Here is a 15,294-nt window from a genome sequence, read left to right as displayed (position 1 = left end):
CGCTGCAACGGGAAATTCGCCTTCTGCCGGGGGAAGCGTGCCAGGGGGCGATTCGGCGGGCCTGTCCAACCCCGGCGCGACCGCCGGCCCGGGAAGCATCGCGCAGGCATCCGCACCGGCGGCATCGGGCACGCCCGCCGGAAGCACGCAGGGCGGCAATGCCTCGGGCAGCCCCTTCGCCGCCGCCAACACGCCCGGCGGCATGGCGACGACCTCGCCCATTGCGACGACCGGTTATACGCCGTCCGCTGGCCAGGGCGGCACAGCCGCCGCCGTGCCCGCGACAGGTTGCCCCGGCACGCTGTCGCCGCCGTCGAACGCTTCGTCCCTCAATACGCGTGCGGCCACCTACCTGGGCATGGGTGCGCAGGATGAAGCGAATGCCGTCGAGATCGACACGAACTGCTCCCTGCTCGTTGGCGGTCGCTTTACCGGCACCGACTTCGCCCGAACGGCCGTGGACCTGATCGGCGGCGGCACCGGCGGAGCCGTGCTTAGACTGAACGCGAGCGGCACCACGGTCCTGGCCGTCATCCGAGTCGGAGGTCTGGTAAGCGACCTCGCGTTGCGGCGGGCAAACGGCGACATGGCGATCGCCTCCGATGCCGGCGTGGTGGTGGCAGGCGCCGATGGAAAAACGGTGCGATGGAAGCACACCTCCGGCGGCGCGGCGCAGCGGGTGGCGATTGCAGAGGATGGCCATGCGGCAGCGCTCTTCGGCAAGACGCTGCGGGTGTTCGATCCTCAAGGCCAGCTCAAATTCGAGAGAGCCTTCGGCGATTCCGCCGTGAACGATGTGGCCATCGACAGCGCGAGCGGGCTCGTCTTCGTCACCGGCTTCGCGCAGCGCAACGGCGCGCCCTGCAGCCAGCTGCAGGTTGCCTGGATACGCAGCTATACCCTTGCCGGCGCCGCCGCCTGGAAGGCGTGGGACTGGTCCAAGGATGAGGCAGGCGCCGGCAGCAATTGCGCCGACACGCGCGGCCTGCGGGTGGCGATGGGGCGGGACGGCAAGCTCTACTTCGCAGGGGAGAGCGCGGGCGGCAACACCATCTACCGCTGGCTGCCGACCGACCTCTCCAAACCGGCCCCCAATGTTGCGAATGACAGCTACAACACCGAGTACAACACCGCCTCCAATCACATCACTTATTTCGCCCGGCTGAATCCCGCCACCGGAACGCCGGAGAAAGGACAGCTGCTATTGACCCGCCTCGGAAGCGGCAAGGGCAATTCCATCTTTCCGAGAGGACTCGCCGCGGACGAGGCAGGCAACGTGTACGTCGCGGGGAACGCCGCTTATGCGATTGCCAACCGGACCAGCCTGAGCATCAACGGCAAGACGCTCGCCGCTTACGCCGGCGGCGACCCGTTCGTGCTCGTGGTCTCGCCGGATTTCGCCACGCGGCGGCTATGGATCACGCCGGCCGACGGCGGCAACGGCGATGGACGCGCCGTGGCGGCTTCGGGAGGCGTCGCCGCCCTCGCTTCGGTGGGCCGCCTGCTGCCCTTTGCCCTCCACAATTCGCTGCAATCGCTGACGGGCGGCGGCGGAGCGGCCGGCACGAGCACCGGACACCTGATGGTGTGGGATGGCTTTGCGAAGTAACGCCGGGCGTTGGGCGCCATCATTCATGCCGCGGCGACGGACGGGAAATGGTGAAAGCCGTGCCAGCGCCGGCGGCAATCAGTGCCGCCTGGCCTTTTCCTGCGCGATCTGGAAGGCCTCCACCAGCGCCTCGAACGCCCTCGCCTTCGCCTCCTCGTCCGGCACCCGCAGCACATAGGAGGGATGATAGGTCGCCACGATCCAGCGGCCTTCGTGCTCGAAAGGCTTGCCGATGAGTTCGGTGAGCCCGGCCTTGCCGGTATGCAGCACCGATTTCAGCGCCGTGCTGCCGAGCACCACGATAACCTCCGGCCCGACCTGGGCGACTTCCTGCTCCAGCCAGTAGCTGCAGGCGTCCACTTCCTTCTGCGCCGGCGTCTTGTGCAGGCGCCGCTTGCCGCGCGGCTCCCACTTGAAATGCTTGACGGCGTTGGTGAGATAGACCGTGTTCCGGTCCAGTCCGGCCTTGCTCATCGCGCTGTCGAGCAGCTTGCCGGCCGGGCCGACGAAGGGATGGCCCTGCAGGTCTTCCTGGTCGCCGGGCTGTTCGCCGACCAGCATGATGCGCGCGCTGGCCGGGCCTTCGCCGGGCACGCCCTGGGTGGCGTTGCGCCACAGCTCGCAGCGGCGGCACTGGTCGAGCGAGGTCGGCGCCTCGCGTTCCGGCTGCGCCGCTTCCGGTTGGATATCGATGGTCGCGCCCTGCCGCGCGCCGACGCCGCGCGCCTGCGCCACCTTGCGCGCGCCGCTGCCGGCCTGGCTGACGAGATCGGGAATGAGCTTGCTTTCCGGCAGATTCTTCCAGTAGCGCACGGGCATATGCATCTCCATCGCAGAGGTGTTCAGTCGCGCCGGATTGAAGGTGCTGCGGTAGTAGGTCAGCCACAGCGCCTCGGCCCGGTCCTCACCGTCGGGCGGCGTGCCGGCGGCTTCCGGATCGACCTCCAGCCGCTCGCCATCCCAGCAGGCGATGCCGCGCGGCGTGGCGATCAGCCAGGTGCTGCGGCCCATGCGGTGGGCGAAATGCCGCGCCACCCGCGCCAGGACGTCGTGCTCCGGTTCGAACCAGGCGACGAAGCGCGGCGCGCCGAGTTCCGGCGCGCGCTCGCGAAAGCGCAGAAAGGCTTCCATCTTGTGCGCTTCCCGATGCACCGCCTTGGCCCAGGCATGCAGCCGGGCGCCATCCTCGTCGGCCGCCGACAGCACCTCCGTCTCGCCGCTGGTCCAGCGCCACAGCACCCGGTACAGCAACGCCCAGCGCTCCGGCGTCCGGAAGCAGGCGGCCTCTTCCAGCAGTTCCAGCAGCTTGCGCGGCACCTGGGCCGCCGGCATGCTGGCTTGCGCCTCGGGCGCCTGTGGGTTGGAGGAGATAGCGAAAAGATCGTTCGCCTGCGGGCCATCCGACCATTGCACTTCGTGCGGCGGGATGCCGCGGCGCAGCAGGCCGCGGGCGGCCTGGCGCCAATCGTTGAAGTTTCCGGCGCATGCCGACAGGCTCATGCCGCTTCCTGCAGCGCCGGAAACAGCTCCATCTGCGGCGTCTTGTCGGCCAGCGCCCGGCGCAGCAGTTCGGACGGCGCGCTATCCTGCGCCGGCCGGTAGTCGGCGGTGACAATGAAGGGCTTGAGCTTGTCCATGGCGCAGCGCAGCTTGGTCAGGTCGGCATAGCGGATGCGCCGCGAGCGCCGCAGCTGGGCCAGCCGCTTCGCATTGCGCAGGCCGATGCCGGGAATGCGGGCGATCATGGTCTCGTCCGCCCGGTTCAGGTCCATGGGGAAATGCTCCCGGTGGCTGAGCGCCCAGGCCAGCTTGGGATCGATGTCCAGCGGCAGGTTGCCGCTGCCCGGCAGCAGCTCGCTGGCCTGGAAGCCGTAGCCGCGCACCAGGAAGTCGGCCTGGTAGAGCCGGTGTTCGCGCAGCAGGGGCGGCGGCCGCTGCGGCAGCACGCTCGGGCCGGCCGGGATGGGGCTGAAGGCGGAGTAGTAGACGCGCTTGAGCTTGTACGAGGAATACAGCGTCTCGGCGGTGTGCAGGATGGCGCTGTCGTCCGCGCTGTCGGCGCCGACGATCATCTGGGTGCTCTGGCCGGCAGGGGCGAAGCGTGGCGCCTTCGGCTCTTCCGCCTTTTCATCGAGCTTGCGGCGGATGGAACCCATCGCCAGCTTGATGGTGCGCACGCTCTTTTCCGGCGCCAGCCGTGCCACCGAGTTTTCGGTCGGCAGCTCGATATTCACGCTGAGCCGGTCGGCATAGCGGCCGGCGCGCTCGATCAGCTCGGGCGAGGCGTCGGGAATCGTCTTCAGGTGGATGTAGCCGCGGAACTGGTGCACCTCGCGCAGCTGGCGCGCCACCTCCACCAGCTGCTCCATGGTGTAGTCGGGCGAGCGGATGATGCCGGAGCTCAGGAAGAGGCCATCGATGTAATTGCGAAGATAGAAATCGATGGTCAGCTTGACCACCTCCTCCACCGCGAAACGGGCGCGCGGGACGTCGCTGCTGCGGCGGTTGACGCAGTACTGGCAGTCGTAGAGGCAGAAATTGGTGAGCAGAATCTTGAGCAGCGACACGCAGCGGCCGTCAGGCGTATAGCTGTGGCAGATGCCGTTGCCCGTGGTGGCGCCCAAACCATCCTTGCCCAGTGAACTGCGGCGCGGCGCGGCGCTGCTGGCGCAGGACGCATCGTACTTGGCGGCGTCGGCCAGGATTTCCAGCTTGTCGGTCAATTCCATGGGGCGTGAATGACTGTATATGAATACAGTATTTTACGTGAAAACGACTCCATCCCCAGGCCCAAGACCGGTACACATCCGGGTCACGGCGCCGCTCTGAAAATACCGAAATGTCAGGAAATAAGCAGTCCGAGCTGGCGCATCTGGCTCGCCGAATCGCGCGCTCCCCAACGCCGCCTGATCTTGCCGTCGGCGATCTCGATCCACTCCATCGCGACCAGTTCATATGATTTGCCGGTCGGCTCGTGACCGAAGGCCGGGGCGCGGAACACACCGGACTCGGTATATCGCACCGCCACCACATTGCCCTCGGCGATCATGCCTTCTATCTTCAGCTGCATGCCATAGCCTTCGATCAGCTGGCGCCAGATCGGCCCCACCTTGTCGAACAGGCCCTTGCCCATCACGCCCTGAATCTCCGCATCGTCCGCCAGCAGGTCGCGCAGCGCGGCGAGGTCGCCGCGGTTGAAGGCATCGACATAAAGCCGCACCACCGCCTTGCTTTGTTCTTCGACTGTCATCGCTTTCTCCTCCTTGTATGATGTCTTGCATGACCGGCATGCGCCTCATCGCGGCATGATACGCCCGCTGGCGCGCTGCGGTCCGAGGCAGTAAGCTCGCATGCAGCGCAGAACGCATAGCCAAGCACAGGAGGAAGACATGAGCGAGAACACCGGACACCACGACTGGCGCGACGACGGCGTGCGCGTCATCAAGGGCGACAACCTCGACACCAACACGGCGCAGACGCCCGGCATGCACCGCGCCGCCGCCATCAATCATGCGCGCGTCGGCGCGCAGAAGATCTGGGCCGGCACCGTCACCATCCATGCCAAGGCCAAGACCGGCGCCCATCATCACGGCGCGCTGGAGAGCGTGATCTACGTGGTGCGCGGCAAGGCGCGCATGCGCTGGGGCGAGCACCTCGAATACACCGCCGAAGCGGGGCCGGGCGATTTCATCTATGTGCCGCCCTACGTGCCGCACCAGGAGATCAACGCCAGCGACGACGAGGCGCTGGAGTGCGTGCTGGTGCGCAGCGACAATGAAGCGGTGGTGATCAACCTCGACATCGATGCGGTGGAAAAGCCGCAGGAAGTGCATTGGGTCGATCCGATCCACAAGCATCCTTAGGGCTGGCATCCGCAGGGCTGACGACCCGGCATGCCCGGGCCTGCCGGGCTGGCATAGCGCCATCCATTTCCATAGCCAGGACGCCGGCCCGCTCCGACCTTCCCTTCGCTCCCCTCAAGCCGGCGCAGTCCGGACTGCATTCCGCGCACTGCGCCGATCGGCTCCTCCCCCATCCCCTTTCGCGGTCATTGGCGGCACCCGCCGGCGCCCGGCCGGCTTCCAGCTCTGGCAGCGCGCCAGCGATGTTTGCAGATACACCATGGCATCGTTTGGTATGAACCAGCGTCATTACGACTGGTAACAAAAATCGCTCCTACTGCTATTTCCATGTGGCAATATTTGCGCAGCGCACATGGATGCCATCGCACCGCCCCGCCCACTCGGGACATTGCCTGAAACACATGATGACCGCGGCATCCGTTCTTCGACGGTGAATGCCGTTGCGTTGCCTGCAAGCGCAGGCGATGCATCAGGGCTTTCCATGCTGCCCGTTCTGGCAAACCGACCTGCCAGTGCCCTTGACCCAATCACGCAGCTGCCCTCATGACAAATCGCCTTTCAAACATCGCCCTCGGCCTGCTCGCCTGCGCCGCTTCCCTTCCGTCCTTCGCCAACGCGCCCGGCAAGACGACGCCGGTCATCGTGGTGTTCCAGGAAGCCACGCCCTTTCACCAGTTCAAGGGCAATGCCCATCCGGATGAGCGCGCCATCGCCCATGCCGCGGCATGGGATTATCTGGACCGCGGCGTGATGGGGGCCGCCCAGCGCCTGGAGAACCTGCACCGGTTCAAGTCGAAACATGTCTTCAGCCATGCGGTGAAAGGCTTCGCCGCCGACCTGAGCACTGAGCAGATCGAAGCGTTGAAGGCAGAGCCGACCGTTGCTTACATCGAAGCCGACCTGCCGGTGACCGCCGATGTGCAGAGCCTGCCCTGGGGCGTCGACCGGGTGGAAGCCGATGTCAGCTCGACCCTGGCAGGTAACGGCAGCGGCAGCGTCGCCGGCGTCAACGTCTACGTCGTCGACAGCGGCATCGCCACCCACCAGGACCTGAACCTGGTCAAACACGTCAACTTCGCCGGTGGCAGCAACACCGACTGCAACGGCCACGGCACGCATGTGGCCGGCACCATCGGCGCGGCCGACAATGCGGTCGACGTCGTCGGCGTGGCGCCGGGCGTCCGCCTCATCGGCGTGAAGGTGTTGGATTGCAACGGCAGCGGCACGACCTCGACGGTCATCAAGGGAATCGACTGGGTCACGGCCAATGCCGTCAAGCCGGCGGTAGCCAACATGAGCCTCGGCGGCGGCGTGAGCCAGACGCTGGACGATGCGCTGCGGCGTTCGGTGGGTGCCCAAGTCACCATCGCCCTTGCCGCCGGCAACAGCGGCGTCGATGCCTGCAACAGCTCGCCCGCGCGCGCCGGCTACAACGCCAACGGCCTCGACAACGGCATCATCACCACCGCCGCAACCGACACGTACGGCAAGGAAGCCTCGTTCAGCAACTACGGCCAGTGCGTCAACATCTGGGCGCCCGGCGTGAACATCGTCTCGACCCGTGCCGGCGGCGGCACCGCCACCATGTCGGGCACGTCGATGGCATCGCCGCATGTGGCCGGCGCCGCCGCGCTCTACCTGTCACGCAATCCGTCCGCCACGCCGGCGCAGGTGGAATCGGCGCTCAGGAGCTTTTCGATGACGCCTGGCACGGCCAGCAAGGATGGCCGTGCCATCCAGGTGCTGCAGGTCAACGCGTTCTGAGTGGCATCGGCCGCCGAGATCGGCGGCCGAACTTTTTCAAGCCAGGGTTGAGATCAATACGTCTTGTACGGCAGGAATTTGCCGCTCAAAACCACGTTGACCCGGTCGCCCTTGGGATCCGGTTCGCGCTGGATATCCATGGAAAAGTCGATGGCGCTCATGATGCCGTCGCCGAACTCCTCATGGATCAGCTCCTTGATGGTGGTGCCGTAGACGTTGACGATCTCGTACCAGCGGTAGATCAGCGGGTCGGTCGGTACGGCAGTGGGCAGGGAACCCTTGTAGGGCACGATCTGCAGCCAGGCGGTTTCCTCGTCGGTGAGGCCGAACAATTCGCGCGCCACCTCGGCTTGCTTCAGGGTCAAAGTCATCTGGCCGAGCATGGCGGCGGTCGTCCACTCCTTGCTCTCGCCTATCTTCTCGGCGATGTCGGCCCAGCGCATCCGGTTCCGCACCTTTGCGGCGATGATCTTCCTGGTCACGTCGTTGCGATCCATGTTCCATCCTTTGCTTTGGAGTTGAAAAAGCCGCCGGCTGTGGCGGCGGTGCTCCGCATTCGCAAGGCTTGTGCCTGCGCAACAATGTGAAAAATCCGGCGGTTTTGCGCTTTTCGGCCCGCTCAATGGCTCATTTGGGTGCAAAAACACGGCAATGCGGTCGAGCCTAGGCACTGTTTGGAGGCAAACCGGTCTACCCCGGAAGAAAGACGTGCAGGGGGTTGCGGTGTGCGCACCGTCGAGCTTTCGTCTATGCTTCAGCCCAGCAATCGGAAACCCCTCCCGTTCGCTGGAAGCGGCCCGATGACCTTACCGTTTTGACAAGGAAAGATCTCCACAATGGAAGTGAAGCAGTTCTCCGATGAAGATTGGCGCCGGTTTCTGGAAAGCCTGGGCGAAGACCCTGACCGGCCCGGCCTGGTGGAAACCCCGCAGCGCGTCGCCAAGGCCTGGACCCATTGGGCTTCCGGCTATGAACAGGACCCTGCGGAAATACTCAAGGTATTCGAGGATGGCGCCGAGCAATACAACGAACTGATCGTGGTGCGCGGCATTCCGGTCTACAGCCACTGCGAGCATCATCTCGCGCCGTTCTTCGGCTTCGCCACCGTCGGCTACACGCCGCGCGGCAAGATCGTCGGACTGTCGAAGCTCACCCGGCTGGTGGATTGCTTCTCCAAGCGCCTGCAGGTGCAGGAGCGCCTGACCATCCAGATCGCCGAGGCGCTGATGACCCATGTCGAACCGCTGGCGGTCGGCGTGGTGATCCGCTGCCGTCATTTGTGCATGGAAAGCCGCGGCATCCGCACGCCCGGCGAGGAAACCGTCACCTCCGCCATCCTCGGCGAGATGCGCACCAACCCGGCGCTGCGCGCCGAATTCCTGGCGCTGGCCCGGGAGCGCGAAAAAGTCTGACCGGGTCTTACCGGTTCCGACCAGGCCCGGCCGCCGACCCGCCGCCGGGAGCAAGGCTCTATGCTTTGCGTCATCCCGGCAGGCTTCCGGACTGGCTACACTGCCAGTTCGACTGCTCCATCCATTCATCGTCCATGCGCATGGTCGCTCCCGAAACGCGGCAGATGCTGAGCCACCCGCTCATCTTCACGCTGCGCGTGTCCAAGGCTTTCCGCGCCAACCAGGGGTTGCTGCTGGCCGGCGCAGTGGCGTACTACGCGCTCCTGTCGATCGTGCCGCTGCTGATCCTGATCATGATCACGCTGTCGCACGTGGTCGATCCGGCCGAGCTGCTGGAAGCGCTCGGCCGCTACCTCGAGTGGCTACTGCCCAGCCAGTCGCGCGCCATCATCACCGAGCTGGCCAATTTCCTCGCCCACCGCGAAGTGGTCGGCTGGGTGCTGCTGGCCACGATGCTGTTCTTCAGTTCGCTGGCCTTCACCGTGCTGGAAAACGCGATGTCGGTGATCTTCTTCCACCGCGTGGCGATCAGGCGCCGGCATTTCCTGGTGTCGGCGGTGCTCCCGTATTGCTACATCTTGTCGCTTGGCATCGGCCTGCTGGTCGTGACCCTGGTATCCGGCAGCCTGCAGGCCCTGGGCCAGGAAAGCATTCATTTCCTCGGACGCGAATGGTCGCTCGGCGGCATCTCGGGCGTGCTGCTCTACGGCCTCGGCGTGGCGGGTGAAATTTTCGTGCTGACCTCGGTCTATCTGGTCATGCCGGTCGGCCGGCTGCGGCTGCGCCATGCGCTGGTGGGCGGCGTCACCGCCGCGCTGCTGTGGGAAATCACCCGCCATGTGCTGATCTGGTATCTGGCGACGCTGTCCCAGGTGAACGTGGTGTACGGTTCCCTGACCACCGCCATCATTGTGCTGCTCAGCCTGGAGCTCGGCGCCATCCTGCTGCTGTTCGGCGCCCAGGTCATCTCCGAGTATGAGCGGCTCGGGCATGAGCTGGCGGGGGAATCGTCCGAGCCGACGCCCATGCATACCGATTGAAAGCCGTGCCGCCCGTGTGCGGCGCCAATCCCCCTCCCCGCGCACTTCCCTATCTTGACGCCTAATCAGCGTTTTCGGCCCTGCGGCGATATTTCCATGTCCTCGATGTCGCGGTTGCTTCGTTTCCGGAGAAAAAATCGCGCTTCCGCCTCGCATTTACCACAAAGATGAGATGCGAAAGAACCGGTTGCTTGACTAGAATTGACCGCGAATCGACGCAAAGGGGCAAGACCCATGATGTTCGAACCAACACACCCGGGTATGGAACCCGGCCGCAAGGCATTGGAAAAGGCGCGCGGATTGCATGGCGCCGGCCAGCTCGACAGCGCGGAAGCGATCTACCAATCCCTGCTGAACGACCCTGCCTGCCGCCCGGACGCGCATTTCCTGCTCGGCGTGGCGCGCAGCCAGCGCAACCGGCATGACGAGGCGGCCAACCTGCTGCTGCAGGCGATTCGGGATGGCGGCCCGAAGCCGGAGTACTGCGCCAGTTTGCGTTCCACCCTCGCCTGCCTGCCGGCATCCCGGGCGCTCGACTTCATGGTCCGGTTTTCCGATGTCCTGCTGCAGCAGCGGCTCTACCCGGAGGCGCAGCACCTGCTGCGGGAGCTGCTGGCCAGCCATCCGCGCCATGTTCCGGCCATCATCAACCTGGCCCAGGCCTGGGAAGGCATGGGCAAGTACCGGGACGGCATCGCCTGCCTGCTGCCGCTGATGGAACACTATGCCCGCCGCGACGAGGGCATCGCACAGGTCATGGGGGTGCTCGAGGCCGCGCTGGGCGAGCTGGACCTGCCGTCGCCGGCGGCCCTGGCGTTCGACGCCCTGCCCTTTCCGGGACAGGCGGCCCAGGTGCTGAACAATTTCGCCAACTGCCTGCAATGCCTGGGTTATTTCGCCGAATCCGAACCGCTGTACCAGCGCGCGGCCGACCTGTCGCCGCAGCACGGCCTGCCGCGCTGGAACCTCGCGGTGACCCAGCTGCTGCTGGGCGAACTGAAGCGGGGCTGGGCCAATTACGAGCTGCGCTGGACCTGGAAGGACTTCGACTTCCCCAACCGGATGCTGCCCCAGCCGCGCTTCGAGGGCGGCGAACTGCGCGGCCGGCGCCTGCTGGTGTATGCCGAGCAGGGACTGGGCGACACCATCCAGTTTTGCCGCCTGCTGCCGCGCCTGGCCGAAGCCGGCGCGCGCGTCTGGTTCGAGGTGCAGAATGAGCTGTTCTGGCTGATCCGCTACACCTTCCGCGACATGCCAGCGGTCGAAGTCATCCCGCGCATGCGCGACCCGAGCCAGGTCTACGGCAGTCCGGAGTTCGACATGCATTGCTCGCTGATGAGCCTGCCGCATCTGCTCGGCATCGATCACGCGGACCTGCCCGCCGGCTGCAACTATCTCGGCGTCGAGCCCGCGGCGGTCGATCATGCGGCATCGCTGTTCGCCGGCCAGCCCGTACTGAAGGTCGGTCTGGCCTGGGCCGGGTCGCCTGGCCATCGCCGCGACGGCGAGCGCTCCATGGATCTGGCGACGCTGGCGCCGCTGTTCAATCTACCGGAGGCGCGCTTTTTTTCCCTCCAGGTCGGCCCGGCGCAACGGCAGCTCCAATTCGGCGCGCCGGTGGTGGACCTGGCAGCGAAGATACGCGACTTCTACGATACCGCCGCCATGCTGATGCACCTCGACGTGGTGGTGACCGTCGATACCGCAGTGGCGCATCTGGCCGGCGCGCTCGGCCGCCCGGTGATACTGATGCTGCCGCGCCTGCCGGACTGGCGCTGGATGCTGAAGCGGCAGGATTCGCCGTGGTATCCGCGCACGCGGCTCGTGCGCCAGACCGAAGCCGGGAACTGGAAGGGCGTGGTGGCGGAAGTCAGGGCACAGCTGCTTGCCCTGTCCACTACGCGCCAGGACATGCACGGACTGCCCCTGCCCGCGCAATGACCGCCGCGATGCCGCCTGCAGCGCGGCATCCGCTGCATCAAGACGGTCCGGCGCCGCCGTCGGCCGGCGCGCCATAACCGCCGCCGCCCGGCGTCTCGATCACGAACACATCGCCCGGCTGCATCGGCGTCTTGCCCACATGCGGCAACGCTTCCACGCGGCCATCGCTGCGGATCACGAAATTGCGTCCGCGCTGGCCGCATTCTCCGCCGGCCATGCCGAAGGGCGCATGCACCCGGTTGTTGGACAGGATGGATGCGGTCATGGCCTCCAGGAAGCGCACCTTGCGCACGCCGCCGCTGCCGCCGTGCCAGCGCCCCTTGCCGCCGGAGCCCGGCCGAATCTCATAGCTGTCGAGACGCACCGGGAAGCGGAATTCCAGCACTTCCGGATCGGTGAGGCGGGAGTTGGTCATGTTGGTCTGGACCACGTCGGTGCCGTCGAAGCCTTCGCCGGCGCCGGAGCCGCCGGCAATCGTCTCGTAATACTGGTGGCGTTCATTGCCGAAGGTGAAGTTGTTCATGGTGCCCTGCGCGGCCGCCATCACGCCCAGCGCCCCATAGAGCGCATTGGTGATGCAGGTGGAGGTCTCGACATTGCCCGACACCACCGAAGCGGGATAGCGCGGGTTGAGCATCGAGCCTTCGGGGATGACGACTTCCAGCGGCTTGAGACAGCCGGCGTTGAGCGGAATGTCCTCGTCCACCAGCGTGCGGAACACGTACAGCACCGCCGCCATGCACACCGCCGCCGGCGCATTGAAATTGTTCGTCTGCTGCGGCGACGTGCCGGTGAAGTCGATGCGCGCGCTGCGCGCCGCCTGGTCCACCGTCACCTTCACCCGGATGACGGCGCCGTTGTCCATCGGATAGTCGAAGGCGCCGTCCCTGAGCGCGCCGATGACGCGCCGCACCGAGGCTTCGGCGTTGTCCTGCACGTGGTCCATGTAGGCCCGCACAACGTCGAGGCCGAAGTGTTCGATCATGCGCCGCAATTCGTCAACGCCCTTCTGGTTCGCCGCCACCTGGGCGCGCAGGTCGGCGAGGTTCTGGTCCGGATTGCGCGCGGGATGGCGGGCGCCCTGCAGCAGCGCCCGGGTTTCCCGTTCGCGCAGGCGGCCGGCCTCCACCAGCTTGAAGTTGTCGATCAGCACGCCCTCTTCCTCGATATGCACCGAGTCCGGCGGCATGGATCCGGGCGTGGTGCCGCCGATGTCGGCATGGTGGCCGCGCGAGCCGACGTAGAACAGGATCTCGCCGCCGGCATCGTCGAACACGGGCGTGATCACCGTGACGTCCGGCAGATGGGTGCCGCCGTGGTAGGGATCGTTGAGCATGAACACATCGCCCGGCCGCATGCGGCCAGCGTTTTCCTGCATCACCGTCTTGATGCTCTCGCCCATGGAGCCGAGATGCACCGGCATGTGCGGCGCGTTGGCGATGAGGTTGCCGCCGGCATCGAAGAGCGCGCAGCTGAAATCCAGCCGCTCCTTGATGTTGACCGAATGCGCCGTGTTCTGCAGGCGCATGCCCATCTGCTCGGCGATGGACATGAAGAGGTTGTTGAAGACTTCCAGCATCACCGGGTCGGCTTCGGTGCCGATGGCGCGGCGCCGTTCGCGCGGCACGACCCGTTGCAGCACCAGATGATCCCGTTGCGTCACCCGCGCCTCCCAGCCCGGCTCGACGATGGTGGTGGCGGTGGCTTCGGCGATGATGGCCGGCCCCGCGATCGCGTCGCCGGACCGCGTATCCTCGCGCCGGTACAAGGCGGCGTCATGCCAGCGGCCGCGCGAATAGAGGCGCACCCGCCGTGCCGGCTGCAAGCCGTGCGGACGCGCCGGCCGCTCCGGCGGCTTTTCCGGCGGCGCGTCCGACGGCCCGAGGGCTTCCACCGACACCGCTTCCACGATCAGGGCCTTGTGCGACATGAGGAAGGAAAAGCGCCTGCGGTAGGCGGATTCGAAAGCCAGGCGCATCTCGTCCTCGGCGCCATGCGCCACGATGAGGGCGGTATCGGTGCCGTCGTAGCGCAGATGCACCCGGCGCAGGAGGCGCAGCCGCGAAGCTTCCACGCCCTGCCGCGCCAGCTCGGCGCCCGCTTCGGCGGCAAGCTCGTCCAGCCTGCGCGCCAGCGGCGGCAGCGACGCCGCCTCCAGCCTGAGTTCGAGGGCGGCTTCCCGCATCACGGCGCGGTCCGCGAGGCCCATGCCATAGGCCGAGAGCACGCCGGCGAGCGGATGGGCGAAGACCTGCGTCATGCCCAGCGCATCCGCCACCAGGCAGGCATGCTGGCCGCCGGCGCCGCCGAAGGTGGCGAGCACATAGCGGGTGACGTCGTGGCCGCGCTGCACCGAGATCTGCTTGATGGCATTGGCCATGTTGCCGACCGCGATATCGATGAAGCCTTCCGCCACTTCCTCGGGCGCCGGGCGGCGGCCGGTGGCGCGGCCTATCTCGTCCGCCAGTCGTTCGAAGCCGGCTGCCGCCGCCTGCGCATCGAGCGGCTGGTCGGCCTGCGGCCCGAACACATGCGGAAAGAAATCCGGCTGCAGCTTGCCGGTCATGACATTGGCATCGGTCACCGTCAGCGGTCCGCCGCGGCGGTAGCTGGCCGGGCCCGGATCGGCGCCGGCGCTGTCCGGCCCGACGCGGTAGCGGTCGCCGTCGAAATGCAGGATGGAGCCGCCGCCCGCCGCGACGGTGTGGATGCTCATCATCGGCGCGCGCATGCGTACGCCGGCGATCTGGGTATCGAACACGCGCTCGAATTCGCCGGCGTAGTGGGAGACGTCGGTGGACGTGCCGCCCATGTCGAAGCCGATCACCTGGCCGAAGCCGGCCGCTGCGCCTGCCCGCGCCATGCCGACGATGCCGCCGGCCGGCCCGGACAGGATGGCATCCTTGCCCTGGAAGGCGCGCGCGTCCGTCAGGCCGCCGCTGGACTGCATGAACTGCAGGTTCACGCCCGGCAGTTCCCGCGCCACCCGGGCCACGTAGCGCTGCAGGATGGGCGATAGATAGGCATCGACCACCGTGGTGTCGCCGCGCGACACCAGCTTCATCAGCGGGCTGATCTTGTGCGATACCGACACCTGGGTAAAGCCGATCTCCCGGGCGATGCGCTCCAGCGCCGCTTCATGGACGCAATGCCGGTAGCCGTGCATGAAGACGATGGCGATGGAGCGGAAACCGGCGTCGAAGGCTTCGCCCAGATCCGCGCGCGCCTTCGCCTCGTCCAGCGGCAGCACGATGTCGCCCTGCGCGCCGATGCGTTCCTCGATCTCGACGACGCGCTGGTAGAGCAGCTCCGGCAGCACGATGCGCCGGTCGAACAGGCGCGGCCGGTTCTGGTAGGCAATGCGCAGCGCATCGCGGAAGCCGCGGGTGATCGCCAGCACCGTCGGCTCGCCCTTGCGTTCCAGCAGCGCATTGGTGGCGACCGTGGTGCCCATCTTCACCGCCGCGATCCGCTCCACCGGGATCGGCTCGTGCGGCTTCACGTCGAGCAGGTGGCGGATGCCGGCGATGGCGGCGTCGGCATACCGTTCCGGGTTTTCCGAGAGCAGCTTGTGCGTCACGATGTCGCCCTGCGGACGCAGCGCGACGATGTCGGTGAAGGTGCCGCCGCGGTCTATCCAGAATTGCCAGCGTTGCATGAGGGGC

11 protein-coding genes are annotated in these 15,294 nt (G+C 66.6%); 6 read left to right on the top strand and 5 right to left on the bottom strand.

Going from position 1 to position 15,294, the window contains the following annotated elements; translation table 11 throughout:
• Positions 1-37: 37 nt before the first annotated feature.
• A complete protein-coding gene (locus CHB88_RS20225; RefSeq protein ID WP_143131386.1) occupies positions 38-1,609 on the top strand; it encodes an SBBP repeat-containing protein in 1,572 nt (523 codons plus the stop codon).
• Positions 1,610-1,687: 78 nt separating this feature from the next.
• Here CHB88_RS20225 and CHB88_RS20220 read toward each other — a convergent pair whose 3' ends face one another.
• The 3 genes from CHB88_RS20220 to CHB88_RS20210 all read right to left on the bottom strand — a co-directional run bounded on the left by CHB88_RS20220 (position 1,688) and on the right by CHB88_RS20210 (position 4,859).
• The gene (locus tag CHB88_RS20220; protein ID WP_089401156.1) at positions 1,688-3,109 is read right to left on the bottom strand and encodes a UdgX family uracil-DNA binding protein; all 1,422 of its coding nucleotides are present in this window, start codon (positions 3,107-3,109) and stop codon (positions 1,688-1,690) included.
• Entirely contained in the window at positions 3,106-4,338 is a 1,233-nt protein-coding gene (locus CHB88_RS20215) for a putative DNA modification/repair radical SAM protein (RefSeq protein ID WP_089401155.1), read from the bottom strand. The genes CHB88_RS20220 and CHB88_RS20215 overlap by 4 nt, the downstream gene beginning before the upstream one ends.
• Before the next feature lie 113 nt (positions 4,339-4,451).
• Positions 4,452-4,859 carry an ester cyclase gene (locus CHB88_RS20210; RefSeq protein WP_089401154.1) on the bottom strand — a complete coding sequence of 136 codons (408 nt, stop codon included), beginning with the start codon at positions 4,857-4,859 and terminating at the stop codon, positions 4,452-4,454.
• Positions 4,860-4,998: 139 nt separating this feature from the next.
• On the opposite strand from CHB88_RS20210, the gene CHB88_RS20205 reads away from it, so the two are divergent.
• The gene (locus CHB88_RS20205) at positions 4,999-5,472 is read left to right on the top strand and encodes a cupin domain-containing protein (RefSeq protein ID WP_176442571.1); all 474 of its coding nucleotides are present in this window, start codon (positions 4,999-5,001) and stop codon (positions 5,470-5,472) included.
• Between the two features lie 543 nt (positions 5,473-6,015).
• Entirely contained in the window at positions 6,016-7,236 is a 1,221-nt protein-coding gene (locus CHB88_RS20200) for a S8 family peptidase (RefSeq protein WP_089401152.1), read from the top strand.
• Positions 7,237-7,289: 53 nt separating this feature from the next.
• Here CHB88_RS20200 and cynS read toward each other — a convergent pair whose 3' ends face one another.
• Positions 7,290-7,733, bottom strand: a complete 444-nt coding sequence (gene cynS, locus CHB88_RS20195) for a cyanase (RefSeq protein ID WP_089401151.1) — start codon at positions 7,731-7,733, stop codon at positions 7,290-7,292.
• 339 nt (positions 7,734-8,072) lie between these two features.
• Here cynS and folE point away from each other — a divergent pair, with 339 nt between their 5' ends.
• The 3 genes from folE (at position 8,073) to CHB88_RS20180 (ending at position 11,629) form a co-directional block, all read left to right on the top strand.
• A complete protein-coding gene (gene folE, locus CHB88_RS20190; protein ID WP_089401150.1) occupies positions 8,073-8,648 on the top strand; it encodes a GTP cyclohydrolase I FolE in 576 nt (191 codons plus the stop codon).
• A gap of 140 nt (positions 8,649-8,788) precedes the next feature.
• The gene (locus tag CHB88_RS20185; RefSeq protein ID WP_245845105.1) at positions 8,789-9,688 is read left to right on the top strand and encodes a YihY/virulence factor BrkB family protein; all 900 of its coding nucleotides are present in this window, start codon (positions 8,789-8,791) and stop codon (positions 9,686-9,688) included.
• 234 nt (positions 9,689-9,922) lie between these two features.
• Positions 9,923-11,629, top strand: a complete 1,707-nt coding sequence (locus tag CHB88_RS20180) for a tetratricopeptide repeat protein (RefSeq protein WP_089401148.1) — start codon at positions 9,923-9,925, stop codon at positions 11,627-11,629.
• A 37-nt stretch (positions 11,630-11,666) separates the two neighbouring features.
• Here the strand turns inward: CHB88_RS20180 and CHB88_RS20175 are convergent, their stop codons facing one another.
• Positions 11,667-15,287, bottom strand: a complete 3,621-nt coding sequence (locus CHB88_RS20175; protein WP_089401147.1) for a hydantoinase B/oxoprolinase family protein — start codon at positions 15,285-15,287, stop codon at positions 11,667-11,669.
• Positions 15,288-15,294: the final 7 nt, after the last annotated feature.

The sequence above is a fragment of the Noviherbaspirillum humi genome (assembly GCF_900188095.1).
Taxonomy (GTDB): domain Bacteria; phylum Pseudomonadota; class Gammaproteobacteria; order Burkholderiales; family Burkholderiaceae_D; genus Noviherbaspirillum; species Noviherbaspirillum humi.
This window is presented reverse-complemented; position numbering and strand designations above follow the sequence as displayed.

Coding starts and splice junctions, on each gene's coding strand:
- CHB88_RS20220 (WP_089401156.1), bottom strand. CDS start 3,109: ATGAGCCTGTCGGCATGCGCCGGAAACTTCAACGATTGGCGCCAGGCC.
- CHB88_RS20215 (WP_089401155.1), bottom strand. CDS start 4,338: ATGGAATTGACCGACAAGCTGGAAATCCTGGCCGACGCCGCCAAGTAC.
- CHB88_RS20210 (WP_089401154.1), bottom strand. CDS start 4,859: ATGACAGTCGAAGAACAAAGCAAGGCGGTGGTGCGGCTTTATGTCGAT.
- CHB88_RS20205 (WP_176442571.1), top strand. CDS start 4,999: ATGAGCGAGAACACCGGACACCACGACTGGCGCGACGACGGCGTGCGC.
- CHB88_RS20200 (WP_089401152.1), top strand. CDS start 6,016: ATGACAAATCGCCTTTCAAACATCGCCCTCGGCCTGCTCGCCTGCGCC.
- cynS (WP_089401151.1), bottom strand. CDS start 7,733: ATGGATCGCAACGACGTGACCAGGAAGATCATCGCCGCAAAGGTGCGG.
- folE (WP_089401150.1), top strand. CDS start 8,073: ATGGAAGTGAAGCAGTTCTCCGATGAAGATTGGCGCCGGTTTCTGGAA.
- CHB88_RS20185 (WP_245845105.1), top strand. CDS start 8,789: ATGGTCGCTCCCGAAACGCGGCAGATGCTGAGCCACCCGCTCATCTTC.
- CHB88_RS20180 (WP_089401148.1), top strand. CDS start 9,923: ATGATGTTCGAACCAACACACCCGGGTATGGAACCCGGCCGCAAGGCA.
- CHB88_RS20175 (WP_089401147.1), bottom strand. CDS start 15,287: ATGCAACGCTGGCAATTCTGGATAGACCGCGGCGGCACCTTCACCGAC.